Raw genomic sequence first — 26141 nt, 5'->3', positions numbered from 1 at the left:
ATTCGGAATTTTTAACCATCAGGTCGATTGAAAACGCTGGGGGGATTTTCCCGGCTCGCGCTACGCTGAGCCGGGCTTTTTACATTCAGGAGGGTGAGTTAAACCAGGTGCCACGCTGCCAGTGGCGGCGCCAGATGAGCGCCAGCGAAAGCCCACGCAAAGCCAGGAACACGGCCAGCGCCAGCCACAGGCCGTGATTGCCGAGCATGGGCACAGAGAGCAACGTCACCGCAAACCCCGCAGCGGCTACCGCCATGCTATTACGCATCTCCGCGCCGCGCGTCGCGCCGATAAACATGCCATCCAGCAGATAACACCAAACGCCAATCACCGGTAGGATCATCTGCCAGAACAGATAGCGGTCTGCCAGCTGCTGCAATGATGGGATAGAGGTCAATAGCGCGATGATATGCTCACCGGCCACGCTGTAGATTAACGCGAACGCCAGCGCTACCATTCCCGACTGCCGACAGGCAGCGCTCCAGACTTCCAGCAGTTGGCTACCGTCACGCGCGCCGTAGGCTTGCCCGGAATGAGCTTCGACGGCATAGGCAAAACCGTCCAGCGCGTATGCGGTAAAGGTCAGCATGGTCATCAGTACCGCATTGACCGCCACCACGTCGCTGCCAAGACGGGCGCCGAAGACGGTGATGGCGCCAAAGCAGAGCTGCAGCAGCAGCGAGCGCAGCATGATGTCGCGGTTAAGCGCCAGCAGGCGCCGCATATTGCCGCGCCACGCCTCCTTCAACATGGCAAACGTCACGCCACGCAGCGCCAGCACCCGTTTCGCCATCAGCAGGCCGATGATAAAGGTGGCGTATTCCGACAGCGCCGTCGCCAGCGCCGCCCCCTGCACGTTCATATGCAGCCCCATCACCAGCCACAGATCGAGCACGATATTCAGCACGTTGCCGACCACCAGCAGGATGACCGGGGCGCGAGCGTACTGCACGCCAAGCAGCCACCCTAACAGCACCAGGTTGGCCAACGACGCTGGGGCGCTGAGCCAGCGGATTTCCAGGAACCGCCTGGCCTGTTCCAGTACCGCCTCGCTGCCGCCGACGATATGCAGCGCGAGGTCAATGAGCGGCATGCGGAACAGAACGATGAGCAGCCCGGCGGCCAGCGCCAGGATCAGCGGTTGCACCAGCGCGCGCGCCAGGCGCTGCGGATCTTTGGCGCCATAGGCCTGAGCGGTTAAGCCAGTGGTGCTCATTCGCAGGAACAGCAGCAGCATAAAGAGGAAACTGGTGGCCGTCGCGCCGACGGCGACGCCGCCAAGATAGACGGGGCTATCGAGATGACCGACAACGGCGGTATCGACCAGCCCTAACAGCGGAACGGTGATATTGGAGAAAATCATTGGTAGCGCGAGGCGCCACAGTGCTTTATCGGCGGCGTTGAGCAGCATGAAGAGGGACCAGACAGAGGAGGAACATCGCAGCGTCATGCATCATGATGACGCTGCGTTAAGACGGGAGTTACAGCCACTCACCGTTACGGATCACGCCGACGGCCAAACCTTCAATGGTGAAGCTCTGCTGGCGCAGATCGACGACGATTGGGGAAAACTCGCTGTTTTCCGGCAGCAGTTCAACGACGTTGCCCTGCTTTTTCAGACGCTTAACGGTCACTTCTTCATCGATACGCGCGACAACCACCTGGCCGTTACGCACGTCCTGAGTTTTATGCACCGCCAGCAGATCGCCGTCGAGGATACCGATGTCTTTCATCGACATCCCGCTTACGCGCAGCAGGAAGTCGGCATTCGGTTTAAACATCGCCGGATCAACCTGGTAGTGACCTTCAATATGCTGCTGCGCCAGCAGCGGCTCGCCGGCGGCAACGCGGCCAATCAGCGGCAGGCCATGTTCTTCTTCCGTCAGCAGACGAATGCCGCGGGAAGCGCCGGAGACGATTTCAATCGCGCCTTTACGCGCCAGCGCTTTGAGGTGTTCTTCCGCCGCGTTTGGGGAACGGAACCCCAAGCGCTGAGCAATTTCCGCACGCGTCGGCGGCATGCCCGTTTGGCTGATGTGATCCCGGATGAGATCAAACACCTCTTGCTGCCTGGTCGTTAACGCTTTCATTCCGCCCCCTGGGTGTATATACAGTTATGCTGTGAGTATATACAGCTAATGGTGATTTTGGAACCACATATCATATAAAAATCAGGAGATTCTTTCCGTTTTGCGAGCGTTGCCGACAAGACTTAACGGTAATGCGACCACAGCAGCATGGCCCAGGTGATCAGCGCGATGATTATCGCCAGTAGTACCGCTGCCGACCCCATATCCTTGGCGCGCCCGGAAAGTTCATGGTGTTCAGGCCCGATACGATCAACCACCGCTTCAATCGCGCTGTTAAGAATTTCGACTATCATCACTAACAGGACCGAGCCAATAAGCAGGACTCGCGTAATGACATCGACATCCAGCCAGCAGGCTATCGCCACGGCCACAATAGCGGCGACCCCTTCCTGACGGAAAGCGGCTTCATTAACCCATGCCGCGCGGAAACCTTTCCAGGAATAACCTGCTGCTTTAATGATTCTGGTTAACCCAGTGGTATTATTGGCCATCAAAAAGAACCTTTTAATGTAAATGACGTCGCTGAGTGTACGTGTTTGCCGTGTGACAACGGAAATTTTGTACGCTTTCTGTTATTCTTGCCGCGCATTTGCATGATTAACCAGAGGCTTCACATCGTTTATGTCCGGCTGGCAACGAATTTACTATAAATTACTGAATTTACCATTACGGGTGCTGGTAAAAAGCAAGTCTATTCCGGCAGAACCTGCTCAGGAATTAGGGCTCGATACCTCGCGTCCGATAATGTACGTCTTGCCTTATAACTCCAAGGCGGACCTGCTGACCCTGCGCGCCCAGTGCCTGGCGCATGATTTACCCGATCCCTTTGAACCGCTGGAAATCGACGGCACACTGCTGCCGCGCTACGTTTTCATCCACGGCGGCCCGCGCGTGTTTACCTACTACACGCCGAAAGAAGAGTCCATCAAGCTGTTCCACGACTACCTGGATCTCCACCGTAACCATCCCGACCTCGACGTGCAAATGGTACCGGTGTCGGTCATGTTCGGCCGCGCGCCGGGTCGTGAAAAAGGCGAAGAGAATCCGCCGCTGCGGATGCTTAACGGTATTCAGAAATTCTTCGCCGTTTCCTGGCTTGGCCGCGATAGCTTCGTGCGTTTCTCGCCGTCGGTCTCTCTGCGCCGCATGGCGGATGAGCACGGTACCGATAAAATCATCGCCCAGAAGCTGGCCCGCGTGGCGCGTATGCACTTCGCCCGTCAACGTCTGGCCGCCGTCGGCCCGCGCCTCCCTGCCCGTCAGGATCTCTTCAACAAGCTGCTGGCGTCGAAAGCTATCGCCCGCGCGGTAGAAGATGAAGCGCGCAGCAAGAAGATTTCTCACGAGAAGGCCCAGCAGAACGCCATTGCGCTGATGGAAGAGATTGCCGCTAACTTCTCTTATGAAATGATCCGCCTGACTGACCGTATTCTGGGCTTTACCTGGAACCGTCTGTACCAGGGGATTAACGTGCACAATGCCGAGCGCGTACGCCAGCTGGCGCATGACGGCCATGAGATTGTCTATGTGCCTTGTCACCGTAGTCACATGGACTACCTGCTGCTCTCCTATGTGCTCTATCATCAGGGTCTGGTGCCGCCGCATATCGCTGCCGGCATAAACCTCAACTTCTGGCCGGCTGGGCCGATTTTCCGCCGCCTGGGCGCTTTCTTTATTCGCCGTACCTTTAAGGGCAACAAGCTCTACTCCACGGTATTCCGCGAATATCTTGGCGAGCTGTTCAGCCGTGGTTATTCGGTGGAATACTTTGTCGAAGGCGGGCGTTCCCGTACCGGCCGTCTGCTGGATCCGAAAACCGGCACCCTGTCGATGACTATCCAGGCGATGCTGCGCGGCGGTAGCCGCCCCATCACGCTGGTGCCGATTTATATCGGCTACGAGCACGTGATGGAAGTGGGTACCTACGCCAAAGAGCTGCGCGGCGCGACAAAAGAAAAAGAGAGCCTGCCGCAGATGATGCGCGGCCTCAGTAAGCTGCGTAATCTTGGCCAGGGCTACGTTAACTTCGGTGAACCGCTGCCACTGATGACCTATCTCAATCAGCACGTGCCGGAATGGCGCGAAGCCATCGATCCTATCGAAGCCGTCCGCCCTTCCTGGCTGACGCCGACGGTGAATAATATCGCCGCCGATCTGATGGTGCGCATCAACAATGCCGGGGCAGCTAACGCCATGAACCTGTGCTGTACGGCGCTTCTGGCGTCACGTCAGCGTTCTTTGACCCGTGAGCAGCTAACCCAACAGTTGGATTGCTACCTCGACCTGCTGCGTAACGTGCCGTACTCCACCGATTCGACCGCGCCGACGGCTTCCGCCAGCGAGCTTATCGACCACGCGCTGCAGATGAACAAGTTCGAAGTCGAGAAAGACACCATCGGCGATATCATCATCCTGCCGCGCGAGCAGGCGGTGCTGATGACCTACTATCGCAACAACATCGCCCATATGCTGGTGATGCCGTCGCTGCTGGCCGCTATCGTGACCCAGCATCGCCGCATCTCACGTAGCGAAGTGCTGCGTCATGTCGAGATGTTCTATCCGTTCCTGAAAGCCGAACTGTTCCTGCGCTGGGAAAAAGAAGAACTGGCGGGCGTTATCGATGCGCTGATGGCAGAGATGCAGCGTCAGGGGCTGGTGGTGCTGAATGGCGATGAGATGAGCGTCAACCCGGCCCACTCTCGTTCCCTGCAGCTATTGGCCGCCGGCGCGCGCGAGACGTTACAGCGCTACGCGATCACCTTCTGGCTGTTGAGCGCCAACCCGTCCATCAACCGCAGTACGCTGGAAAAAGAAAGCCGCACCATGGCGCAGCGTCTGTCGGTACTGCACGGTATCAACGCGCCGGAGTTCTTCGATAAGGCGGTGTTCAGTACTCTGGTGCTGACCCTGCGTGACGAAGGCTACATCAGCGATACCGGCGATGCCGAGCCGGCAGAAACCCTGAAGGTCTACCAGATGCTGGCGGATTTGATTACGTCGGATGTACGTTTGACGATTGAAAGCGCCGCTCAGGACGACGCATAACGTTGCGGCTTCTGTTCCCCGGCTCGCGGCGCGAGTCGGGGAACAGAAGGATTTACTGCAGGTAACTCATCGCCAGACCGAGAAACAGCACCAGTCCAACGTAGTTATTATTCATAAACGCTTTGAAGCAGTTATCGCGTTCGCGCTTGAAGATAAGTTTCTGCTGCCAGACAAACAGTCCTGCCGCGATAAACAGCGACCAGTAAAACGCCCAGTTCAGCCCATTCAGCCAGCCTATCGCTCCCATCAATACCAGCACGGCAACCTGCAGAATACCGATAATCAAACGATCGTTTTCGCCGAATAGGATCGCCGTCGACTTAATGCCGATTTTGACATCATCGTCGCGATCGACCATCGCGTACTGGGTGTCGTAGGCTACCGCCCACAAAATATTGGCGAGGAACATCAGCCAGCAGCTGAGCGGCAGCGCTTCACTTACCGCCGAGAACGCCATCGGGATCGACCAACCAAAGGCCGCGCCCAGCACCACCTGCGGCAGATGGGTGTAGCGCTTCATAAAGGGGTAGACCCAGGCCAGCGCCAGCGCCGCGACCGACAGCAGGATGGTCATGGTATTGAGCGTCAACACCAACAGGAAGGAGAGCCCCACCAGCACCGCGAATAATATGCGCGCCTCTTTTTCCGTGACCTCACCGCTTGGTAACGGCCGGCGAGCCGTACGCTTAACGTGACCATCAAATTTACGGTCGGCATAGTCATTCACGACGCAGCCGGCGGCGCGCATCAACCAGACGCCAGCGACAAATACCGCCAGAATCCACAGCGGCGGCACCCCGGGCGAAGCCACCCATAACGCCCACAGCGTCGGCCACAGCAGCAATAGCGCGCCGATTGGTTTGTCAGTACGCATCAGGCGGTGAAACGCCAACAGCTTATTCTGCGTCAGACTCCACTCCATTTTCTCTTCCTCTTAATACAATGGCGATGCAGGCAGAAAAAGCTCTGTCAGCAGCAGCGGTTTGCCGCTCAGCCGGAGACGGGAACGTCGCCCCCACAGCTGTGCACTACGGCCAATCTCAATAAAATCACGGGTTAACGTCGACGACGTAAACAGATACCGGCCCAGCGGCGTCTGCCCCAACTGCTGCAGGGCTAATTCCGGGCCGCATAGCGTCGATTCCGGCACGAGAGTACGACCGGCAAGCCAGGGTTCGCCATCGGCGCAAAGAATGATCTCCCGCAGCCAATACCGCGCCTCTTCCGGCAGCAGGGCTTCTTCGCCCGCCAGCGCGTCGCGCCCGACGAAACCTTCGTTAATCATGGTCACGGTGACCTTTTTCCCTTGTTGCTCAAAGCGTTTGGTCATTGAGTCTTCCAGCAACAGCCAGTCGCGCAGCGGCGCGTCCAGCTCGGGTATGGCGGCAAAATAGCGCAGCGCACGCAGTTGCGTAAGCGCAGGATGTGGCATGCCTGATTCTCCGGTACAAAACGTGCAGGCATTGTAGCGCAGAATAGCGTTTTGAGGGCGGGCAAACGTCAATATACGATCATCCGCGCAACAGGCATGCAACAGTTGCCGCTGCGCGATAAAAAAAAGTGCGTCCAGGCGGACGCACCTAAAGGCTGTGCCTAAACATCAGCATTGTGGGGAGACGGTCACCCCTTGCCTTTTACACTGCTGATAAAGGTGGAACGAGCAGATTTCGAGCCGAGGCGTTCAGCTTCGTTCATCAATTTCAGGGCTTTGTCGATATCACCTTGTTTCACCGCCTGCTTAATACCGTTGTTGAAGTAGGTTTCGGTATCGTCAAGCATCGGTTCGCTTTTGGCTGCTGGGGCTGGCGCGGCTACCGGCGCAGCGGCCGGGGCGTTATAGACCGGCGCCGCGGTATTGCCGACGGTCACCGGGCCCGGGCCGGAGGAGCCGAACAGTGGGCCCACCAGCACGCTGGAACTCGAAGACGTTTTCACCTTCAGGCTCAAGGTGCCGTCAGTGGTATGTTTAGCAATCGGATCCGGAATGTCCGGCACCGCGTTACCGGTGCCTTTCGCGTAGGCTTTCGCCGGGTCGATTAATTTGGTGGTCTGCTGCAGATCCTGCGGAGTGGTAAACACCAGCACATAAATTTTCTGCTGTCCCAGCGCCGGCGTCAGGCGCATTACCCCTTCCAGGCGGTCGGCGCTCATCACGCCCGGCTCCAGATAAGTGAAATAGCTGCTCGGGAAGAAGGCGGACGGCGTCATGCTCTGATCGAGGATCAGGACATTTGGCGCGTAGACGCTAGTCTGTTTGTCGACTTCGCTGGTCAGCGTCAGAGTTAACTCGCCGATATTGGCCGGTACGCTATAGGCCACCACCGGCCCGGCGATACCGGGGACATTCAGCGTTTGACCGGCGACCGCCACTTTAGAAGTTTGGGTTTTCGATTGATCGACAGGCGTCCAGGTCAACTGCTGCAGCGAGGAGGCCGGGATTGACGGCGCGGCAGAGGTATTCTGCGGCACGAAATTGACATCAGCAAAACTGACTGCGGGTACGCTGGCCAGCAGGCCGGCGGACAGGCAGAGGGCAACGAGACTTTTCTTCATATTCATTGTTATCACCTCAATTCCTATGGCCGAGCGTTAGCCAGGCAATAGCGCGCTGGGCCGAAAACAGAGGGGCTGCTGCCCCTCTTTTACTCATCATGATGCGGATTGCATTACCACCAGATTTCCATCTGGGCGCCGAAGGTCCACTCATCGTCGTCGCCGCGGCTGGAAGTGTTGATGCCGGTACCAGAGGTATCGCGCATGGCGACGCCGCTATCGGTGTAACCCCACTTCTCATCCCACTTCGCGTAGGTGGCGAACAGACGAATTGCCGGACGAGACCAGATGCTGTCGCCCGCCTGCCACTGTTGCGCCAGGGTAATTTTGTACTGGTTGTTGCTGTCGCCGGTTTTCTGCGATTTGACGTTGTCGTAGCCGACTTCCAGCAGGGTGCTCATGATCGGCGTCCATTTGTACATAGGACGTACGCCGACGGTCCACCATTTGGTACCGTTGTTGTTGTCCAGGTTGACGTCCTGGTACATGGCGACGTACATCATGTCCCAATCGTCCGCCAGAGAGACCGCGCCGTGGTCAAGCACACGCCACATGGAACCATCATTATTTATGCTGCCGCCCTGCGGTACGCCTTTACCGTTGGAGGTCATGGCGTCGGTCGCGTACTGCAGAACAAATTTGTTGTAGCCTTTCAGGATGCTCTGGGTATGTTCAGCGGTGAACATCCAGCCATCTTTCGATGCATCCGGCTGCAGGTAGTAGTCATCCGGCACGTTGGTGTGACCATAGTCCACGCCCAGCTCCAGCGTACCGCCTGGGTTGGTTTCCATCTGCGCTAAACGCACATCGAAGACGTCGTTCGGTACCAGATGATCATAAACGCGTTCGCCAGTCAGCGGATCGCGGTCAGCATAGGTTGCCGAGCCGCCGGATTCAGAAGAACGAGTGGCGGCCAGAGAGAGTTTACCGAAGCCCAGATCGATGTTTTCGATACCGGCGCCAGGACCGGAGATATCCCAGTAGTAGAAGTCGATCATGTGAACGTCATGACGCTGATAGAAGCGCTTACCGGCCCACAGGGTTGAACCCGGCAGCCAGTCGATCAGGTTCTTACCCTGCACGTTAACTTCACGGAAGGCCGGGCTGGTAGATTCCCAGTCGTTCTGCTGCGATACCGAGTAGGCAACGTTGGTATCGAAGTAGAAGCTCTTATCGCCCTCTTTCCACACTTCCTGGCCCAGTTTCAGTTCAGCGTAAGTTTCACATTCGTTACCGAGACGGTATTTACTTTGAGCGCCGGTGGCCTGGAAGCACTGCTGTTCGCCGCCGCTGCCGGTCCAGCCAATGCCGGAACGCGCGTAGCCATGGAAATCGACAGCCAGCGCCTGGGCAGACATCACGCCCGCCGCAACGGCTACCGCCAGTGGAAGTTTGCGCAGAGTAATCATCATTCTATCTCCTGAGATCATTGCTTTTCTTTGAACACTTCCCCGTCGGCCGCCGCATGGTTGGCTGCGCGCTGGGTTCGCGTCTTCTTTTAATGGGGAACCTTATACGCCCGGCTCTTTATGCAACCGACGACAAGCGGTGCCATCCTCACGGAATAAATGGCAGCGCTCCGGCGGCAAACCGATGGCGAATGTGGCTCCCTCTTCTACCAACACCACGTCATTCTGGCGGTACACCAGGTTCTGACGGATGGCGGGGATCTGGATATGAATTTGCGTTTCGTGACCAAGCTGTTCGACCACCTGCACTTCGCCCTCAAGGGTGACATCGGCGATGTCGCTCGGCAGCAGGTGTTCCGGGCGGATGCCCAAAGACATATTGGCGCCGACCTGAACGTGGGCGCTATCTACCGGCAGCCAGACCTGCTGGCGGTTCGGTAGTTCGACCTGTACCTGTTCGATAGCGGTCGCGGTGACTTTGACCGGCAGGAAGTTCATCTTCGGCGAGCCAATAAAGCCCGCGACGAAGCGGTCTGCCGGATAGTGATAGAGTTCCAGCGGTTTCCCGACCTGCGCGACGCGGCCGGCATCCAGCACGACGATTTTGTCGGCCAGGGTCATGGCTTCCACCTGATCGTGGGTGACGTAAATCATCGTGCGACCAAGGCGCTTATGCAGACGGGAGATTTCGATACGCATCTGCACGCGCAGCGCGGCATCGAGGTTGGACAGGGGCTCATCAAGCAGGAAAACCCGCGGCTCGGCGACCAGGGTACGGCCGATGGCTACACGCTGACGCTGGCCGCCGGAGAGCGCTTTCGGCTTACGCTCCAACAGGTGCGCCAGCTGCAACACTTCGGCGACCTGAGTCACGCGCTGGTTAATCACCTCTTTTTTCGCCCCGGCCAGTTTCAGGCCAAAAGACATATTTTCGGCAACGGAAAGGTGGGGATAGAGCGCATAAGACTGGAATACCATGCCGATGCCGCGCTCGGCGGGCGGCACATCGTTCATTCGGGTATCGCCAATAAACAGATCGCCGCTGGTGACGGTTTCCAGTCCGGCGATCATACGCAGCAGGGTGGATTTTCCACAGCCCGACGGTCCTACAAACACGACGAACTCCCCATCCTGGATCTCGAGATTGATATCTTTAGATACCACCACGTCGCCCCAGGCTTTCGTTACATTTCGTAGCTGTACGCTCGCCATGCCCTTCTCCCTTCGTTACAACCTGTCACTTAAAGACACATTCAAGATGGGCTGACTATGCGGCATTCATTACGTTGGCAAATCCTCCACCCCCCGGGTTTTTGATGGGGGAGGAGACGGGAGGATGAGAAATCGCCTCTCGCCGCCGGAAGTTCCCGGCAAAAGGTCATTTCGTGATCGAAGCGACAAAAACGGTGGCTTTTTTATGTGCTCCAGGGCCCATTACCGGCATTTCTGCAATACGGATCACATAAACGGCGGGCGGGGCGTAGACATAGGGAGGATGGAAAGAGGTTGTTAAAAAAGGAAACTCATCAGCGTTAAACCACTCAAGTGTATCCACGAGCACATCACCAAATAGGACGGGTATATGAAAATCAAAACTGGCGCTCGCATCCTCGCGCTGTCTGCATTGACGACGATGATGTTTTCCGCCTCTGCCCTCGCAAAAATTGAAGAAGGTAAGCTGGTTATCTGGATTAACGGCGATAAAGGCTATAACGGCCTCGCTGAAGTGGGTAAAAAGTTCGAAAAAGATACCGGCATTAAAGTTTCCGTAGAACATCCGGATAAGCTGGAAGAGAAGTTCCCGCAGGTTGCAGCGACCGGCGACGGCCCGGATATCATCTTCTGGGCGCATGACCGCTTTGGCGGCTACGCGCAGTCCGGTCTGCTGGCGGAAATCACCCCGGATAAAGCGTTCCAGGACAAACTTTATCCGTTCACCTGGGATGCCGTACGTTACAACGGCAAACTGATCGCTTACCCGGTGGCGGTGGAAGCCTTGTCGCTGATTTATAACAAAGACCTGGTCCCGAACCCGCCGAAAACCTGGGAAGAGATCCCGGCGCTGGATAAAGCGCTGAAGGCGAAAGGGAAGAGCGCGCTGATGTTCAACCTGCAAGAACCGTACTTCACCTGGCCGCTGATCGCCGCCGATGGTGGATACGCGTTTAAGTTTGAAAACGGCAAATACGACGTGAAAAACGTCGGCGTCGATAGCGCCGGGGCAAAAGCCGGTCTGACCTTCCTGGTCGACCTCATCAAAAATAAACACATGAACGCCGACACCGACTACTCCATCGCGGAAGCGGCGTTCAACAAAGGCGAAACCGCGATGACCATCAACGGTCCGTGGGCGTGGTCTAACATCGACAAGAGCAAGGTTAACTACGGCGTCACTCTGCTGCCGACCTTCAAAGGCAAACCGTCTAAACCGTTCGTTGGCGTACTGAGCGCCGGGATTAACGCCGCCAGTCCGAATAAAGAACTGGCGAAAGAGTTCCTCGAAAACTACCTGATGACCGATCCGGGCCTGGAAGCGGTGAACAACGATAAACCGCTGGGCGCCGTGGCGCTGAAATCCTTCCAGGAGAAGCTGGAGAAAGACCCGCGTATCGCCGCCACCATGGCTAACGCCCAGAAAGGCGAAATCATGCCGAACATCCCGCAGATGTCGGCGTTCTGGTATGCCGTCCGTACCGCGGTTATCAACGCCGCAAGCGGCCGTCAGACCGTCGATGCCGCGCTGAAGGATGCACAGGGCCGTATCACCAAGTAATACCGTCGCACACGTGCCGGATGGCGGCATAAATGCCTTATCCGGCCTACACACCCTGTAGGCCGGATAAGCACAGCGCCATCAGGCACTCTTGTCGACAGATATTTAACGTTGTAGAGGATGATCCCCATGGATGCCGTTAAAAAGAAACACTGGTGGCAAAGCCCGCAACTCACATGGTCTGTGATTGGTTTGCTGTGCCTGCTGGTGGGTTACCTTGTTGTTTTAATGTACGCCCAGGGGGAGTACCTGTTCGCCATCATGACGCTGATTTTAAGCTCAGTTGGCCTGTATATCTTTTCCAATCGCAAGGCTTACGCCTGGCGCTATGTTTATCCGGGTCTCGCCGGGATGGGGCTGTTTGTTCTGTTCCCGCTGATCTGCACCATTGCCATCGCCTTCACCAACTACAGCAGCACCAACCAGCTCACCTTCGAACGCGCCCAACAGGTACTGATGGATCGTTCTTTCCAGGCCGGCAAAGCCTATAACTTCTCACTCTACCCGGCAGGCGATGAGTGGCAGCTGGCGCTGACAGACGGTGAAAGCGGTAAAAATTATCTCTCTGAAGCCTTTAAATTTGGCGGCGAGCAGAAGCTGGCGTTAAAAGAAGCCGATGCCCTGCCGCAAGGCGAACGCGCGAATTTACGCGTAATCACCCAGAACCGCGCCGCGCTGAACCAACTGACCGCCGTGCTGCCGGATGAAAGCAAAGTGATTATGAGTTCACTGCGCCAGTTTTCCGGCACCCAGCCGCTGTACGCGCTGGCTAATGACGGCACGCTCACCAACAACCAAAGCGGCGTGAAATATCGCCCCAACGCCGACATCGGCTTTTATCAATCCATCAATGCCGACGGCAGCTGGGGCAATGAGAAGCTGAGCCCGGGTTATACCGTCACCATCGGCTGGGATAACTTCACCCGCGTTTTCCAGGATGAAGGGATCCAGAAGCCGTTCTTCGCCATTTTCGTCTGGACCGTGGTGTTCTCGGTGCTGACGGTGATTTTGACCGTCGCCGTGGGAATGGTGCTGGCCTGCCTGGTGCAGTGGGAAGCGTTGAAGGGCAAAGCGATTTACCGCGTGCTGTTGATTCTGCCGTATGCGGTGCCGTCATTTATCTCAATACTGATTTTCAAGGGGCTGTTTAACCAGAGCTTTGGTGAAATCAACATGATGCTGAGCGCGCTGTTCGGCATTAAACCGGCCTGGTTTAGCGACCCAACCACCGCGCGCACGATGATCATCATCGTCAACACCTGGCTGGGCTACCCGTACATGATGATCCTGTGCATGGGACTGCTGAAGGCGATTCCGGACGATCTGTACGAGGCGTCGGCGATGGATGGCGCGGGCCCGTTCCAGAACTTCTTTAAAATTACGCTACCGCTGCTGATCAAGCCGCTCACGCCGCTGATGATTGCCAGCTTCGCCTTTAACTTTAACAACTTCGTGCTGATTCAACTGTTAACCAACGGTGGCCCGGACCGTCTCGGCACCACCACGCCGGCCGGTTATACCGACCTGCTGGTGAGCTACACCTATCGCATCGCCTTTGAAGGCGGCGGCGGTCAGGACTTCGGCCTGGCGGCGGCTATCGCCACGCTTATCTTCCTGCTGGTTGGGGCGTTAGCGATTGTGAATCTGAAAGCCACGCGCATGAAGTTTGATTAAGGGAGATAACGATAATGGCTATGGTCCAACCCAAATCGCAGAAGCTACGTTTATTTACCACGCATCTCCTGCTGCTGATTTTTATCGCCGCGATTATGTTCCCGCTGCTGATGGTTATCGCTATCTCGCTGCGCGAAGGCAACTTCGCGACCGGCAGCCTGATCCCGGATACCATCTCCTGGGAGCACTGGCGTCTGGCATTAGGCTTCAGCGTCGAACACGCCGATGGCCGGGTAACGCCGCCGCCATTCCCGGTCCTGCTGTGGCTGTGGAACTCAATTAAGGTCGCCGGGATTACCGCGATCGGCATCGTCGCCCTCTCCACCACCTGCGCTTACGCTTTCGCCCGTATGCGCTTCCCGGGTAAAGCGACGCTGCTCAAAGGGATGTTGATTTTCCAGATGTTCCCGGCGGTACTGTCGTTGGTGGCGCTGTATGCGTTGTTCGACCGCCTCGGTCAGTATCTGCCTTTCGTCGGCCTCAACACTCACGGCGGGGTGATCTTCGCCTATATGGGCGGTATCGCGCTGCACGTCTGGACGATTAAGGGCTACTTCGAAACTATCGATGGTTCACTGGAAGAAGCGGCCGCGCTGGATGGCGCCACTCCGTGGCAGGCCTTCCGCCTGGTGCTGCTGCCGCTGTCGGTGCCGATTCTGGCGGTCGTATTTATTCTGTCGTTCATCGCCGCGATTACCGAAGTGCCGGTGGCCTCGTTGCTGCTACGCGATGTGAACAGCTATACCCTGGCGGTGGGGATGCAGCAGTATCTCAATCCGCAGAACTACCTGTGGGGCGACTTCGCCGCGGCGGCGGTACTGTCGGCGATTCCGATTACCGTCGTCTTCCTGCTTGCTCAGCGTTGGTTGGTTAACGGCCTGACGGCGGGCGGGGTGAAAGGTTAAGTTTCATCATGTTAGACCCTTGTTTTATCGCCCCAAATTTCAGAGAGGGTGGGATGTGGTACACGACCCCAACCGGGTACGGCAGCCCACCTCTCCCTGAAAAAGTAGGGCAAATGCCACTGCAATCCTCTACTGGACCCTACATAAATTTCATTTGTGATTGTCGGTCAAGCGGCCCTGGAGGCCGCTTTTTTTATTCCCGTTTCAGGCGGTTGGAATTACACAACCACAGGGTAATCACCAGGATAAGGATCGCCGCAGAGTAAATCAGCACCGCCATCGGCGACTCATGGTCGACGATAATAAGCCGAACAATCGCCGTAATGCCGATATAGACGAAATAACGCAGCGGGAAGTGAAAACCGGACTCAAAGTATTTCACAATCAACGCGATAAATTCGAAGTAGAGAAAATAGACCACCAGCCCTTCGACCAGCTTGTACTTACTCACCGGCTCCGGCGTAAACAGCACGTGCGCCAGATGCAGGGTCTCCTTTCCCAGGAACACCACCAGAATAATTCCCAGGCACAATAGCGCCAGGTTGAGCACGGCCTGCATGGCCTTCGCAACAAAATTAACCAGCGGACGATATACCGACGGCATAGTGACACCTCAAATGCATGAACGTTATTGATCTGTATAGCGCAAAAGTGTGATCCAGATCTACTTCGCTTTGCGAGCAGCATCGGTCCTTCAACGCGGTAAATGCAACTAAGAGAAAATTTTACTTCCTGCAATGCTGTGAGCAAGTTAACTAAATCATCCGTTACGCTTAGGACAAAACCAAATAATCAACTGAAATTTAAAGCATTTACTATTTGAAACAGTTATATCTTAAAACCTGCCACAAGATAAAATTTTTCTCTAACCCGCATTGTTTATGTGGCTATTAGGGTAAGATTTTTCTCATCCTTTGTCTTAGCATTATCGCAGCTGAATAAAATTTAATTTTGGACATTAAATCATTATGAATACCGATAACGCTTCCCTGTACGTAAAATGGCTCAAACAAGAAGTTGCCCCGGCTTTAGGTTGTACTGAACCCGTCGCTATTTCCTTCACTGCCGCCTACGCCGCACAATATCTGGATAAGCCTTGCACCAGAATTAGCGGTTTTATTTCCGCCAATCTCTATAAAAACGCGATGGGCGTGACTATTCCCGGCACCACCGTTTGCGGTGTAGCGCTGGCCGCCGCAATTGGCGCATTCGGCGGCAACCCGCAAAAGGGATTAAAAACGCTGGAAGATATCACCCCGCTACACGTCGAAATGGCGCAGAAGCTGATCGCCAATAATGCCGTTGATATTGCTGTCGAAGAGACCCCGGACTTTATTCATCTCGATTTAACTCTCTCTGCTGGCGAGAATAACTGTCGCGTCGTGGTGAAAGGAACCCACACCAACGTGGTCGAACTTTATATTAATGGCCAGCAGCAGCCATTAAGCGCAAAACAGAATGCGAGCGCCCAGCACGAAACGTTGCCCACATTTTCGCTACAGCAGGCTTACGAATTTATTAATAGCGCCGACTTTAATGATATTCGCTTTATTCTCGAAGCCGCGCGCTTAAACTCCGCGCTGGCGGCAGAAGGCAAAACCAAAAAATATGGCCTGAACATTAACGGTACCTTTGCTGACGCCGTGAAAAACGGCCTGATGAGCAACGATCTGTTAAGCAAGGTGATCATCGACACCGTCGCCGCTTCAGATGCCCGCATGGGCGGCGCGCCGGTGGTAGCGATGTCTAACTTTGGTTCGGGCAATCAGGGCATTACGGCAACCATGCCGGTAGTGGTGGTTGCAGAGCATCTCGGCGCCGATGAAGAGACCCTGGCGCGCGCTTTGTCTCTATCTCATCTCACCGCCATCTCAATTCATTCTCGTTATACGCGCTTATCTGCGCTATGCGCGGCCTCAACCGCCGCCATGGGCGCCGCCGCCGGGATGGCCTGGCTATTTACTCGCGACATCAACACCATTAACACCGCGATTATTAATATGGTCAGCGATATTACCGGCATGATTTGTGATGGCGCCTCTAATAGCTGTGCGATGAAAGTCTCATCTGTGGTATCCAGCGCCTTTAAGGCAGTACTGATGGCAATGCAAAATAGCTGTGCTGGCGCCAATGACGGTATTGTCTGCGCCGATGTCGAGCAGACTATTAATAACCTGTGTCGCCTGGTGATTAAACCAATGGCCCTCACCGATAAAGAAATCATCAGCATCATGGTCGCTAAATAATAATATTTAACGGGCCTGAACATTCAGGCCCTGATTAACCTACCCTACCCACACTATTATTTATAAATTAGCAGGTATAGCAGATGAATAAAAAAGTCATCTTACGCGGCGCCAGCGCCATTATGCCGCTGTGCATCGGCGACTTTCCATTTTCATTTATTGTCGGCGCATTAAGCGTCAGCGCCGGAATGAGCGTCTGGCAGAGTACGGCGTGGTCGGCGATTGTTATTGCCGGTTCGGCGCAAATGCTGGCATTAAATATGCTTAAAACCGGCGCCACGCTCGGGGTTATTATATTCACCACATTAATAATTAACCTACGTCACGTACTGTACAGCGCCTCTATTTCCGGTACCGTCCGTGAAGCATCGTTCTTTAAAAAATGCTTTATGTCCTACGCGCTGACCGATGAAGTGTACGCCACCACCGTCAAAGAGATGGAGGGCAATAAGCAGGATAAGTATCTGTTTTATGGCTCGGCGATGATCACCTTCTGGGCGATTTGGGTACTGGCCGATTTCCTCGGCGCGCTGGTCGGCGCCTCATTCCCGAATATTGAAAAGTATGGTCTGGATTTCGCCATGGTCGCCGCCTTTATCGCCATCGTGGTGCCGCAAATAAAAAGCCAGGCCTGTACCGTCGCCGCCGTGGTGGCCGCCGTCTCCGGCGTGCTGTTGGTCATCCTGCCCTACTCCCTGGGTATTGTCGTCGCCTCAGTACTTGGCGTGCTCGCCGGGCTGTGCGTCGACCTGGCTGAAGAACGTAAACAGGCAGCGATGGCCGAATCCGACATGCCGTTCGTGGAGGCGCTGGAACATGAATAATAGCTACTTTATCGCCCTGACTTTGGGTATGGCCGCCGTGACCTTCCTGATCCGATTTTCGTTTATCGGCCTGGCCGGAAAAATCCAGATGTCCGAGCGGGTGACCAAAACGCTGCGCTTCGTCCCGGTCACCGTCCTGCCGGCCATTATCACCATTCAGATCCTTAGCGTGAATTCCAGCATGGAGTTCGACTTAAAGAATCCGAAGGTGATCGCCGCCATTATCTGCACGCTCGCCAGCTTCCGTTTAGGCCTGGTGTGGGTGGTGGTGAGCGGCGTCGGCTCGCTGGTGTTGTTGAATTACTTTATGTAACCGTTTGAAGGATAACCCGTATGATTATTACCACCGCTGACGCGCCTGCCGCTATCGGCCCGTACGTGCAGGGCGTCAATCTCGGCGCGATGACCATCACCTCCGGTCAGCTGCCGATTAATCCGCTGGACGGCACCATGCCCAGCGATATCGCCGAACAGGCGCGGCAATCGCTGGAAAATGTGAAAGCCATCGTTGAAGCAGCCGGACTCACGGTCGGGCAGATTGTTAAAACCACGGTGTTTGTCAAAGACCTGCAGGATTTTGCCGCCATCAACGCCGCCTATGAGGCCTTCTTTACCGAACATCAGGCCGCCTTTCCGGCGCGCTCCTGCGTGGAGGTCGCAAGACTGCCGAAAGACGCCGGCGTCGAAATCGAAGCCATCGCCTTCTCTCGTTAATCTCCTGGCTGGGGGAAAACCTCCAGCCTCCTTCCCACCGTTTTTCGCCGTTCCTCCTTGCTCATTTTGCAGGCACTATACGATGAGATCTGAACGAGGAACGCAGCATGTCGAATGAGCCAAATATTCCCCCTTTTACGCTTCGCGATACCGGCGTTCGCAACGTCATCTGCGGCGAAAACGTGGTCATATACCAGCCCGCCAACCTCTATGATTGCCAGCTTGGCGATAACGTCTTTATCGGGCCGTTCGTCGAGATTCAGGGGCACACGCGCATCGGTGCGGACAGCAAAATCCAGTCCCACAGTTTTATCTGCGAGTACGTCACCATCGGCCAACGCTGTTTTATCGGCCACGGCGTAATGTTCGCTAATGATATGTTCCGCGATGGCAAACCGAATGCCGACCGCGACAGTTGGGGGCGTATTGAAATCGGCAATGACGTCTCTATCGGCAGCGGCGCCACCATTCTGGCGGTGAGTATCTGCGATGGCGTGGTCATCGGCGCCGGGAGCGTGGTGACAAAATCCATCACCGAGAAAGGCGTTTGGGCAGGCAACCCGGCAAGGCTGCTGCGGCGGCTATAAATAAAAATGCCGACCCGAGGGTCGGCATTCAGGCTTAATTGCGCAGCGCTTATGCGCGCCAGGCTTTATAACGGTTAATCAGGCCGTTGGTAGAGCTGTCGTGGCTGCTGACGTCCGCGCCATCTTTCAGTTCCGGCAGGATACGGTTAGCCAGCTGTTTACCCAGCTCAACGCCCCACTGATCGAAGGTGAAGATGTTGAGGATCGCGCCCTGGGTGAAGATTTTGTGCTCATACAGCGCAATCAATGCGCCCAGGCTGAACGGGGTAATTTCACGCAGCAGGATGGAGTTGGTCGGACGGTTGCCTTCGAACACTTTGAACGGCACCACGTGCTCAAGCTGAGCCGGATCTTTACCCTGATCGCGATATTCCTGCTCAACCACTTCGCGGGATTTACCAAAGGCCAGCGCTTCGGTCTGAGCGAAGAAGTTAGACAGCAGTTTCTGATGGTGGTCAGACAGCGGGTTATGGGTGATAGCCGGGGCGATGAAATCGCACGGTACCATTTTGGTGCCCTGGTGGATCAGCTGATAGAACGCGTGCTGGCCGTTAGTCCCCGGCTCGCCCCAGATGATAGGGCCAGTCTGGTAATCCACGACGTTGCCGTTACGGTCAACGTACTTACCGTTGGATTCCATGTTGCCCTGCTGGAAGTAAGCGGCAAAGCGATGCATGTACTGATCGTACGGCAGAATTGCTTCGGTTTCGGCGCCGAAGAAATTGTTGTACCAGATACCAATCAGCGCCAGCAGTACCGGCAGGTTTTTCTCAGCCGGCGTGGTAGAGAAGTGTTTGTCCATGGCGTGGGCGCCGGACAGCAGTTGAACGAAGTTGTCGAAGCCGACGGACAGAATGATAGACAGACCGATGGCGGACCACAGGGAGTAACGACCGCCGACCCAGTCCCAGAACTCAAACATGTTAGCCGTATCGATACCGAACTCGCCGACCGCTTTAGCGTTGGTGGAGAGCGCCGCGAAGTGTTTCGCCACGTGTTTATCGTCGCCCGCGGTCGCCAGGAACCAGTCACGCGCGCTGTGGGCGTTGGTCATGGTTTCCTGAGTGGTGAAGGTTTTAGAAGCCACCAGGAACAGCGTGGTTTCCGGATTCACCGCTTTCAGCACTTCGGCGATATGGGTGCCGTCAACGTTAGAAACGAAGTGCATGTTGAGGTGGTTTTTATACGGGCGCAGCGCTTCGGTCACCATGAACGGGCCGAGGTCTGAACCACCAATACCAATGTTCACCACGTCGGTGATCGGTTTGCCGGTATAGCCTTTCCAGCTACCAGAGATAATCGCTTCGGAGAAGGCTTTCATCTTCTCCAGTACAGCGTTGACTTCCGGCATCACATCTTTGCCGTCAACCACAATTGGCGTATTGCTGCGGTTGCGCAGTGCGACGTGCAGTACCGCGCGGTCTTCGGTACGGTTAATTTTTTCACCGGAGAACATCGACTTGATAGCGCCGGCCAGATCGGTCTCTTTCGCCAGATCCTGCAGCTTAGACAGCGTCTCTTCAGTGATGCGGTTCTTGGAGAAGTCCACCAGCATCAGATCGTCAAAAGTGGCGGAGAATTTAGAGAAACGATCGCTATCTTTGGCGAAAAGCTCGCTGATAGTGACGTCTTTCATTTCATCGAAGTGTTTCTGTAATGCCTGCCATGCAGCGGTCTGCGTTGGGTTGATATTTTTCATTAGCAATACTCTTCTGATTTGAAAAATGTGACTTCGGTCGATTGTAGCCTCAGCGGCGGAAAATTGTGATGATTTTTGTGTTGTGCCGTTGACGGGGGTCAGAAATAGGGTAAAGAGCTCCCATATTATAGCGATCATTAGGCTTTTTTCTGTTATCCGCCGATGCATGAAAAATCCGCATAACCCTGTCGTTGACATACCCGTCCGGAAGCCTTTATATAGCTGAACTGCCTACGGAACCGTAGGTATGTATTGCTCGCGCATTTCACGCTACAGCGAAGAGTATCGCTGGGGGGTATAATGACCAGTCTCCCCCCAGGCATAGTGAAAGACGTCAGTAATTGCCAGAAGAGGTGCGTTGCCCAGGTAACCGTATTGGAGGAACCAGTCCGGGGAAAATACGTGAGGGGGAGCAACGCCGAGGCGCACAGGCATCTGGTTAAGTCTGTCGCCGGCCACAGGGGCTGAATCCCCTGGGTTGTCACCAGAAACGTTCGCAGTCGGGCGTTTCATACTCGCGAACCGATGCGCGTCATCGGCGAACGGGTCTACAAGGTGGAGCACTTCTGGGTGACATCGTAGTTTGTTTATCGCTCTGCGCCCACCCTACTTTTCGCTCTTCCCTTGTGCCATGGCTGAGTTAATTTGGCCTGGCTTATTAAGACATTTTGTAGCGCTCCGGTTATTTCCAGCCCGAACCAGGAGCGGTTGTTCAGGAATCGTTTTAATAAGTCAGGCCCCCTGACACGAGGTTGTTATGACAGATTTAGTTGTTGCTAAGTTCGGCGGCACCAGCGTGGCCGATTTCGACGCGATGAACCGTAGCGTCGACGTCGCGCTGCTGGATGCGAATACCCGCGTAGTGGTGTTATCCGCATCGGCTGGCGTTACCAATATCTTAGTTGCTTTAGCGGCAGGGCTGGAACCCACCGAACGTTTCGCTAAGCTCGATGAAATGCGCCAAATCCAGTTCAATATTCTGGAGCGTTTACGTTATCCCAACGTTATTCGTGAAGAAATTGAACGTCTGCTGGAAAACATTACTACCCTGGCGGAAGCCGCCTCGCTGGCCAGCTCGGAAGCCTTGACCGATGAACTGGTGAGCCACGGCGAACTGATGTCCACCTTACTGTTCGTTGAGATCCTGCGCGAACGCGGTATTGCGGCGCAGTGGTTCGACGTACGTAAAGTGATGCGCACCAACGATCGTTTCGGCCGTGCCGAACCGGATATCGCCGCGCTGGCGGAGCTAACGCAACAACAACTGGCGCCGCGCCTGCAAGAAGGCCTGGTTATTACCCAGGGCTTTATCGGCAGCGAAGCCAAAGGACGCACCACTACCCTTGGTCGCGGCGGCAGCGACTATACCGCTGCGCTGCTCGGCGAGGCCTTAAACGCCAGCCGTGTGGATATCTGGACCGATGTCCCAGGGATCTACACAACCGACCCGCGCGTCGCGCCCGCGGCGAAACGCATCGATGTGATCGCTTTCGCTGAAGCCGCGGAGATGGCCACGTTCGGGGCCAAGGTATTGCATCCGGCCACCCTGCTGCCGGCCGTACGCAGCGATATTCCGGTATTCGTCGGCTCCAGCAAAGAACCTAAAGCCGGCGGCACGCTGGTCTGTCATAAAACCGAAAATCCACCGCTGTTCCGCGCGCTGGCGCTGCGTCGTCGTCAGACGCTACTGACCCTGCACAGCCTGCATATGCTGCACTCCCGCGGCTTCCTTGCTGAAGTGTTCGGTATTCTGGCGCGGCATAATATTTCCGTCGATCTGATCACCACCTCGGAAGTGAGCATTGCGCTGACCATGGACACCACAGGTTCTACCTCCGCTGGCGACACCCTGCTCACCCAGGCGCTGCTGACCGAACTCTCTTCGCTGTGCCGCGTCGAAGTGGAAGAAAACCTGGCGCTGGTCGCCCTGATCGGCAACGAGCTGTCGAAAGCCTGCGGCGTCGGTAAAGAGGTGTTTGGCGTACTGGAACCGTTCAATATCCGCATGATCTGTTACGGCGCATCCAGCCACAACCTGTGCTTCCTGGTGCCGGGCGACGATGCGGAGAAAGTGGTGCAGAAGCTGCATCATAATTTGTTTGAATAATCGCGACGGGAAAGCCCGTTAGCAAAAGGCCCGGTTTCGTCAGAAGCCGGGCCTTTTTTATGGCGCCAGTACCGTGCTCATCAGCAAGCGATCGAGTTGCTCAACGCGCCCCGTTCGGCTATCCGGCAGCTCCGGCGCTACCTCGCCACGCGCCAGCTCATGTTGAATAAAGGCATGCAAAAGCGGGCGTCGTATACCGTACTCTGCTTCGCCGGCACGTTGTTTGCGAACCAGCAGCTCATCGATTTCATTACGCAGTGCGGGTTCCAGTTCGCTACCCGCCAGCAGTTCGCTAAAACGCATCGGCGGCACGCCTTTACCAGCTTCAACCCAGCGCACGGCCAACAGCGGGCGCAGTACATAAAAGTATTTTTTCAACCGTACCTGCTCACCCTGCAGGTAGCCGCGAAAGTTCTTCCGCGCCATTGAATAGTAGTGCCAACGGGCGCGCAGCGGCGAAAACCACTGCGGCACCAGCGCTTTTAACGCCGCCACTGTCGACGCGTCCTGCTGATACACCACCGGTGAATCCAGCCACTCTATAAGAGTAGGGTTCGCCGCTTTCAATAGCCCCAGCGCTTTGCGCCACTCCCAGCCGCAGACATCCAGCTCATCATCTATCGGCAGTTCGATAACATCGCGCTGCGCTTCCACGCGTAAATACCATTCGGGTTGATGAACATATAAAAAGCGAACATCATAATCGCTATCCGGCGAGGCAAAACCCCAGCCGCGGCTACCCGATTCACAGGCATACAGCACCCTGACCTGGTAGCGTTGTTCTATGTCGGCTAACTGCCGCCGCACGCGCTGGCGCATCGCGGCATCGACGCTATTTTCACTCATTATTTTTTATCCTTTAACACAGACGACCTGACGCAGGGTATGTACCACCTCTACCAGCGACGATTGCGCGGCCATCACCGCCTCAATGTCTTTATAAGCCAGCGGAATTTCGTCGATCACCTCACTATCTTTTCGGCATTCGACATGGGCGGTCGTGCGGATCTGGTCTGCGACGGTGAACCGCTTTTTCGCCGCCGTTCGGCTCATCACGCGTCCTGCGCCGTGGCTACATGAGCAGAAACTCTCTTTATTACCCAATCCGCGCACAATGAAGCTTTTTGCCCCCATTGAGCCGGGAATGATGCCCATTTGCCCCTTCTGCGCCGATACCGCGCCTTTACGCGTGACCAGAACCTCTTCGCCAAAGTGCCGCTCTTTCTGCACATAGTTATGGTGGCAATTGACCGCCTCCTGCTGGGTCATAAACGGTTTCGTCACAATGGCCGATAGCGCCGCCAGTACCCGCGCCATCATTACCTCGCGATTATGCCTGGCGAAATCCTGCGCCCATTCCACCGCCTCGATGTAATCCTCGTAGTGCGGGCTACCTTCCTGAAAGTAGGCCAGATTTCTGTCCGGCAGATTAGCGATATGCTGCTGCATATCGTTCTGCGCCAGGGTAATAAACAGGTTGCCGATAGCATTACCGACGCCGCGCGAACCGCTATGCAGCATCACCCATACCCGCTGCTGTTCATCCAGGCACACTTCAATAAAGTGATTGCCGGTACCCAATGTTCCGAGATGCTGATGATTATTGGTTTTCAACAACTGCGGATATTTGTCCGTCAGCCGCTTAAAGCGCGGAGCCAGTAGCGACCACTGCTGATCGACTTCCTGCGGCGGCGTCTCCCAGGCGCCTTTATCGCGCCGGGAGCGCGTATTAGTTCGCCCGTGCGGTACCGCCTGCTCGATCGCGCTGCGCAATCCGCCCAGGTTATCCGGCAGATCGCTGGCAATGAGCGAAGTACGCACCGCCATCATACCGCAGCCAATATCCACGCCGACGGCCGCCGGAATGATTGCCCCTTTTGTCGGGATCACGCTGCCAATGGTCGAGCCTTTCCCGAGATGCACGTCCGGCATCACCGCCAGATGTTTAAAGACAAACGGCATTTTTGCCGTATTCAGCAACTGGACGCGAGCTTCCGGCTCTACCGGCACGCCGCGGGTCCACATTTTGATCGGCGCACTATTTTCCGCCGTCAGCAGGTGATAATCGTTATGCGCCATGGTTCACTCCATTAATGTTGATAAGTCCATGTAATACCTGGTCCAGCCCGCCAAATACGGAGATTTTATCGATTCGCTCCGCGACGCGTTCGAGCGTTTCAAGCTCTTTTAAGCGCAGGGCGACCGGATTGTTTTCCATTACTTTGGCCGTGTTCAATAAAGAACGAGTTGCCGCCGTCTCTTCCCGGCGGCGGATAACGTTGGCCTGGGCCGATTTCTCCGCTTCCACCAACTGCGACAAAATGGCCTTCATGTCGCCTGGCAGGACGATATCTTTTACTCCCAACGAGGCGATCTCGATGCCGAATGGCGCCATACGCTCTTTCACCTGCGCGCTCACCACTTCATCAATCATCTGTTTATTTTCCAGAAGCTCATCCAGCGTACGTGTACCGACCGCTTCGCGCAGCGCGAACTGCAGTTCACGATACAGATGATCCAGCGGTTTAGTTAACTGGCAAAATGCCGTCAGCACGTCTTGATAACGCCAGTTCGCCGCCAGATTCAGGCGTAAATTAACTTTGTCTTTGGTCAGGATCTCCTGACCGCTGACCTCCAGCACCTGCAGACGAGTATCCACCACTTCGGCTTCCAGCAGATGGTTAATCTTCCAGTAGGCAGTCAAGCCGGGCGGTAGAGCTTTCTGCAGCTCGCCGTCAATTTTCAACACCCCAACATGCCAGGCAGGAACCTGTACCGTCAGTATCGACTCACGCCCTTTTACCGCGCCGCTGCGCCGAGGTTGCAGTACCGCGTTCATCACCTCTGCGGGTACCAGCACCGCGCGAGTATCCATGCGTACCAGCTTCAGCGCATTGCCATATTGCCAGTACAGACGGCGCGTCGCTGGCGGGATGATCTCCTGCAGTACGCCATCGATATACAGCGCGCCGGCTTCCTCTTCCGCCATATCAGCCGCCAGGCAGTAACGGTCGATCCATTCAGGCTGGAAGCGGCGCATATAGTCGGCCAACGCCTGCGGTACTTCGCTGCCATCGGTGGTGACGATCAGCACTTCCGGTGTGGAAAACCACGGTAAGCGATGCTCGCCGGCTTCCAGCACCTGATAGTAGTCGCCCGCTTTCGCCAGCAGACCTAATTGACCTTTTCGTATCGTCATTTTCTTAGCCATTATTCGTTCCTTAAAAATGGAGCAGGCGCGGATGCAAAGGCGAAGCGGCAGGGGAACTCCCTTTTGCCTGGCGCCCGGCGTTATTATCGGCAACCTGCTTTGGGGACTGCCAAACACGCAGTTCCCCGGTTTATTATTTTGATTTACAACCAGTTTCATCGAGGAGATGAATGAGGGAATCGAACCCTCCACTTATGTGGTCAGTTGCTGACGGAACGCGGCAGAAAAACGGACTGCGCCGTTTCTACAGCGCCGGCGGGGTTTAACCCCCTGCATTTCAGCGCGTTGACAATAGAGTTATTGC

Annotated in this window: 23 protein-coding genes and 1 riboswitch; of the genes, 10 read left to right on the top strand and 13 right to left on the bottom strand. The window is 55.7% G+C overall.

What is annotated here, in order from left to right:
* Positions 1-85: 85 nt before the first annotated feature.
* From dinF to ABLU80_RS22700, 3 genes are all read right to left on the bottom strand, one after another.
* Positions 86-1411, bottom strand: a complete 1326-nt coding sequence (gene dinF, locus ABLU80_RS22710; protein WP_047052935.1) for an MATE family efflux transporter DinF — start codon at positions 1409-1411, stop codon at positions 86-88.
* 70 nt (positions 1412-1481) lie between these two features.
* On the bottom strand, positions 1482-2090 hold the full coding sequence (gene lexA, locus ABLU80_RS22705) for a transcriptional repressor LexA (protein ID WP_015704040.1): 609 nt from the start codon (positions 2088-2090) through the stop codon (positions 1482-1484).
* Between the two features lie 122 nt (positions 2091-2212).
* Positions 2213-2581, bottom strand: a complete 369-nt coding sequence (locus ABLU80_RS22700) for a diacylglycerol kinase (RefSeq protein WP_015368764.1) — start codon at positions 2579-2581, stop codon at positions 2213-2215.
* Between the two features lie 130 nt (positions 2582-2711).
* Here ABLU80_RS22700 and plsB point away from each other — a divergent pair, with 130 nt between their 5' ends.
* Entirely contained in the window at positions 2712-5135 is a 2424-nt protein-coding gene (gene plsB / locus ABLU80_RS22695) for a glycerol-3-phosphate 1-O-acyltransferase PlsB (protein ID WP_015368765.1), read from the top strand.
* A 52-nt stretch (positions 5136-5187) separates the two neighbouring features.
* Here the strand turns inward: plsB and ubiA are convergent, their stop codons facing one another.
* The 5 genes from ubiA to malK form a co-directional block, all read right to left on the bottom strand.
* A complete protein-coding gene (ubiA, locus tag ABLU80_RS22690) occupies positions 5188-6057 on the bottom strand; it encodes a 4-hydroxybenzoate octaprenyltransferase (RefSeq protein WP_015704039.1) in 870 nt (289 codons plus the stop codon).
* 12 nt (positions 6058-6069) lie between these two features.
* Positions 6070-6567, bottom strand: coding sequence for a chorismate lyase (gene ubiC, locus ABLU80_RS22685; protein WP_015704038.1), 498 nt, complete (start codon positions 6565-6567; stop codon positions 6070-6072).
* A gap of 188 nt (positions 6568-6755) precedes the next feature.
* Entirely contained in the window at positions 6756-7694 is a 939-nt protein-coding gene (gene malM / locus ABLU80_RS22680) for a maltose operon protein MalM (protein WP_015704037.1), read from the bottom strand.
* 107 nt (positions 7695-7801) lie between these two features.
* Positions 7802-9100: a maltoporin gene (locus ABLU80_RS22675; protein WP_015704036.1), complete on the bottom strand. Its 1299-nt coding sequence runs from the start codon at positions 9098-9100 to the stop codon at positions 7802-7804.
* A gap of 99 nt (positions 9101-9199) precedes the next feature.
* Positions 9200-10309 (bottom strand): maltose/maltodextrin ABC transporter ATP-binding protein MalK, encoded by a 1110-nt coding sequence (malK, locus tag ABLU80_RS22670; protein ID WP_015368770.1) that lies wholly within the window; start codon positions 10307-10309, stop codon positions 9200-9202.
* 370 nt (positions 10310-10679) lie between these two features.
* On the opposite strand from malK, the gene malE reads away from it, so the two are divergent.
* The 3 genes from malE (at position 10680) to malG (ending at position 14449) form a co-directional block, all read left to right on the top strand.
* Positions 10680-11870 carry a maltose/maltodextrin ABC transporter substrate-binding protein MalE gene (gene malE / locus ABLU80_RS22665; protein WP_015368772.1) on the top strand — a complete coding sequence of 397 codons (1191 nt, stop codon included), beginning with the start codon at positions 10680-10682 and terminating at the stop codon, positions 11868-11870.
* Positions 11871-11999: 129 nt separating this feature from the next.
* Positions 12000-13544: a maltose ABC transporter permease MalF gene (malF, locus tag ABLU80_RS22660; protein ID WP_015368773.1), complete on the top strand. Its 1545-nt coding sequence runs from the start codon at positions 12000-12002 to the stop codon at positions 13542-13544.
* Positions 13545-13558: 14 nt separating this feature from the next.
* Positions 13559-14449, top strand: a complete 891-nt coding sequence (gene malG / locus ABLU80_RS22655) for a maltose ABC transporter permease MalG (RefSeq protein ID WP_015368774.1) — start codon at positions 13559-13561, stop codon at positions 14447-14449.
* 193 nt (positions 14450-14642) lie between these two features.
* Here malG and psiE read toward each other — a convergent pair whose 3' ends face one another.
* On the bottom strand, positions 14643-15053 hold the full coding sequence (psiE, locus tag ABLU80_RS22650) for a phosphate-starvation-inducible protein PsiE (RefSeq protein WP_015368775.1): 411 nt from the start codon (positions 15051-15053) through the stop codon (positions 14643-14645).
* 364 nt (positions 15054-15417) lie between these two features.
* On the opposite strand from psiE, the gene ABLU80_RS22645 reads away from it, so the two are divergent.
* The 5 genes from ABLU80_RS22645 (at position 15418) to ABLU80_RS22625 (ending at position 18820) form a co-directional block, all read left to right on the top strand.
* Positions 15418-16695: an L-serine ammonia-lyase, iron-sulfur-dependent, subunit alpha gene (locus ABLU80_RS22645; protein WP_047080184.1), complete on the top strand. Its 1278-nt coding sequence runs from the start codon at positions 15418-15420 to the stop codon at positions 16693-16695.
* A gap of 83 nt (positions 16696-16778) precedes the next feature.
* A complete protein-coding gene (locus ABLU80_RS22640; RefSeq protein WP_045367743.1) occupies positions 16779-17519 on the top strand; it encodes an AzlC family ABC transporter permease in 741 nt (246 codons plus the stop codon).
* The gene (locus ABLU80_RS22635) at positions 17512-17832 is read left to right on the top strand and encodes an AzlD domain-containing protein (protein WP_015368778.1); all 321 of its coding nucleotides are present in this window, start codon (positions 17512-17514) and stop codon (positions 17830-17832) included. The genes ABLU80_RS22640 and ABLU80_RS22635 overlap by 8 nt, the downstream gene beginning before the upstream one ends.
* Before the next feature lie 20 nt (positions 17833-17852).
* Positions 17853-18233: a Rid family detoxifying hydrolase gene (locus ABLU80_RS22630; protein WP_045379119.1), complete on the top strand. Its 381-nt coding sequence runs from the start codon at positions 17853-17855 to the stop codon at positions 18231-18233.
* Between the two features lie 107 nt (positions 18234-18340).
* Entirely contained in the window at positions 18341-18820 is a 480-nt protein-coding gene (locus ABLU80_RS22625) for an acyltransferase (protein ID WP_032709598.1), read from the top strand.
* Positions 18821-18869: 49 nt separating this feature from the next.
* On the opposite strand, the gene pgi is transcribed toward ABLU80_RS22625, so the two are convergent.
* Entirely contained in the window at positions 18870-20519 is a 1650-nt protein-coding gene (gene pgi, locus ABLU80_RS22620) for a glucose-6-phosphate isomerase (protein WP_015704033.1), read from the bottom strand.
* 340 nt (positions 20520-20859) lie between these two features.
* Positions 20860-21093: riboswitch (Lysine riboswitch) on the top strand.
* A 183-nt stretch (positions 21094-21276) separates the two neighbouring features.
* Between pgi and lysC the strand changes: the two genes are divergently transcribed.
* Positions 21277-22626, top strand: a complete 1350-nt coding sequence (gene lysC, locus ABLU80_RS22615) for a lysine-sensitive aspartokinase 3 (protein ID WP_015704032.1) — start codon at positions 21277-21279, stop codon at positions 22624-22626.
* Positions 22627-22683: 57 nt separating this feature from the next.
* Here lysC and ABLU80_RS22610 read toward each other — a convergent pair whose 3' ends face one another.
* The 3 genes from ABLU80_RS22610 to ABLU80_RS22600 are packed head-to-tail and all read right to left on the bottom strand — an operon-like array spanning position 22684 to position 25837.
* Complete coding sequence (locus tag ABLU80_RS22610; RefSeq protein WP_015704031.1) at positions 22684-23472, bottom strand: nucleotidyltransferase domain-containing protein; 789 nt, start codon at positions 23470-23472, stop codon at positions 22684-22686.
* A gap of 6 nt (positions 23473-23478) precedes the next feature.
* The gene (locus ABLU80_RS22605; RefSeq protein ID WP_015704030.1) at positions 23479-24705 is read right to left on the bottom strand and encodes an RtcB family protein; all 1227 of its coding nucleotides are present in this window, start codon (positions 24703-24705) and stop codon (positions 23479-23481) included.
* Entirely contained in the window at positions 24695-25837 is a 1143-nt protein-coding gene (locus ABLU80_RS22600) for a slipin family protein (RefSeq protein ID WP_032715431.1), read from the bottom strand. Before ABLU80_RS22600 ends, ABLU80_RS22605 begins: the two co-directional genes overlap by 11 nt.
* Positions 25838-26141: the final 304 nt, after the last annotated feature.

Source organism: Klebsiella sp. CN_Kp104 (genome assembly GCF_040064515.1).
Lineage (GTDB): Bacteria > Pseudomonadota > Gammaproteobacteria > Enterobacterales > Enterobacteriaceae > Klebsiella > Klebsiella aerogenes.
This window is presented reverse-complemented; position numbering and strand designations above follow the sequence as displayed.

Excerpts from the sequence above, each read along its gene's own strand:
- dinF (WP_047052935.1), bottom strand. The coding sequence starts at position 1,411 with ATGCTGCTCAACGCCGCCGATAAAGCACTGTGGCGCCTCGCGCTACCA.
- lexA (WP_015704040.1), bottom strand. The coding sequence starts at position 2,090 with ATGAAAGCGTTAACGACCAGGCAGCAAGAGGTGTTTGATCTCATCCGG.
- ABLU80_RS22700 (WP_015368764.1), bottom strand. The coding sequence starts at position 2,581 with ATGGCCAATAATACCACTGGGTTAACCAGAATCATTAAAGCAGCAGGT.
- plsB (WP_015368765.1), top strand. The coding sequence starts at position 2,712 with ATGTCCGGCTGGCAACGAATTTACTATAAATTACTGAATTTACCATTA.
- ubiA (WP_015704039.1), bottom strand. The coding sequence starts at position 6,057 with ATGGAGTGGAGTCTGACGCAGAATAAGCTGTTGGCGTTTCACCGCCTG.
- ubiC (WP_015704038.1), bottom strand. The coding sequence starts at position 6,567 with ATGCCACATCCTGCGCTTACGCAACTGCGTGCGCTGCGCTATTTTGCC.
- malM (WP_015704037.1), bottom strand. The coding sequence starts at position 7,694 with ATGAATATGAAGAAAAGTCTCGTTGCCCTCTGCCTGTCCGCCGGCCTG.
- ABLU80_RS22675 (WP_015704036.1), bottom strand. The coding sequence starts at position 9,100 with ATGATGATTACTCTGCGCAAACTTCCACTGGCGGTAGCCGTTGCGGCG.
- malK (WP_015368770.1), bottom strand. The coding sequence starts at position 10,309 with ATGGCGAGCGTACAGCTACGAAATGTAACGAAAGCCTGGGGCGACGTG.
- malE (WP_015368772.1), top strand. The coding sequence starts at position 10,680 with ATGAAAATCAAAACTGGCGCTCGCATCCTCGCGCTGTCTGCATTGACG.
- malF (WP_015368773.1), top strand. The coding sequence starts at position 12,000 with ATGGATGCCGTTAAAAAGAAACACTGGTGGCAAAGCCCGCAACTCACA.
- malG (WP_015368774.1), top strand. The coding sequence starts at position 13,559 with ATGGCTATGGTCCAACCCAAATCGCAGAAGCTACGTTTATTTACCACG.
- psiE (WP_015368775.1), bottom strand. The coding sequence starts at position 15,053 with ATGCCGTCGGTATATCGTCCGCTGGTTAATTTTGTTGCGAAGGCCATG.
- ABLU80_RS22645 (WP_047080184.1), top strand. The coding sequence starts at position 15,418 with ATGAATACCGATAACGCTTCCCTGTACGTAAAATGGCTCAAACAAGAA.
- ABLU80_RS22640 (WP_045367743.1), top strand. The coding sequence starts at position 16,779 with ATGAATAAAAAAGTCATCTTACGCGGCGCCAGCGCCATTATGCCGCTG.
- ABLU80_RS22635 (WP_015368778.1), top strand. The coding sequence starts at position 17,512 with ATGAATAATAGCTACTTTATCGCCCTGACTTTGGGTATGGCCGCCGTG.
- ABLU80_RS22630 (WP_045379119.1), top strand. The coding sequence starts at position 17,853 with ATGATTATTACCACCGCTGACGCGCCTGCCGCTATCGGCCCGTACGTG.
- ABLU80_RS22625 (WP_032709598.1), top strand. The coding sequence starts at position 18,341 with ATGTCGAATGAGCCAAATATTCCCCCTTTTACGCTTCGCGATACCGGC.
- pgi (WP_015704033.1), bottom strand. The coding sequence starts at position 20,519 with ATGAAAAATATCAACCCAACGCAGACCGCTGCATGGCAGGCATTACAG.
- lysC (WP_015704032.1), top strand. The coding sequence starts at position 21,277 with ATGACAGATTTAGTTGTTGCTAAGTTCGGCGGCACCAGCGTGGCCGAT.
- ABLU80_RS22610 (WP_015704031.1), bottom strand. The coding sequence starts at position 23,472 with ATGAGTGAAAATAGCGTCGATGCCGCGATGCGCCAGCGCGTGCGGCGG.
- ABLU80_RS22605 (WP_015704030.1), bottom strand. The coding sequence starts at position 24,705 with ATGGCGCATAACGATTATCACCTGCTGACGGCGGAAAATAGTGCGCCG.
- ABLU80_RS22600 (WP_032715431.1), bottom strand. The coding sequence starts at position 25,837 with ATGGCTAAGAAAATGACGATACGAAAAGGTCAATTAGGTCTGCTGGCG.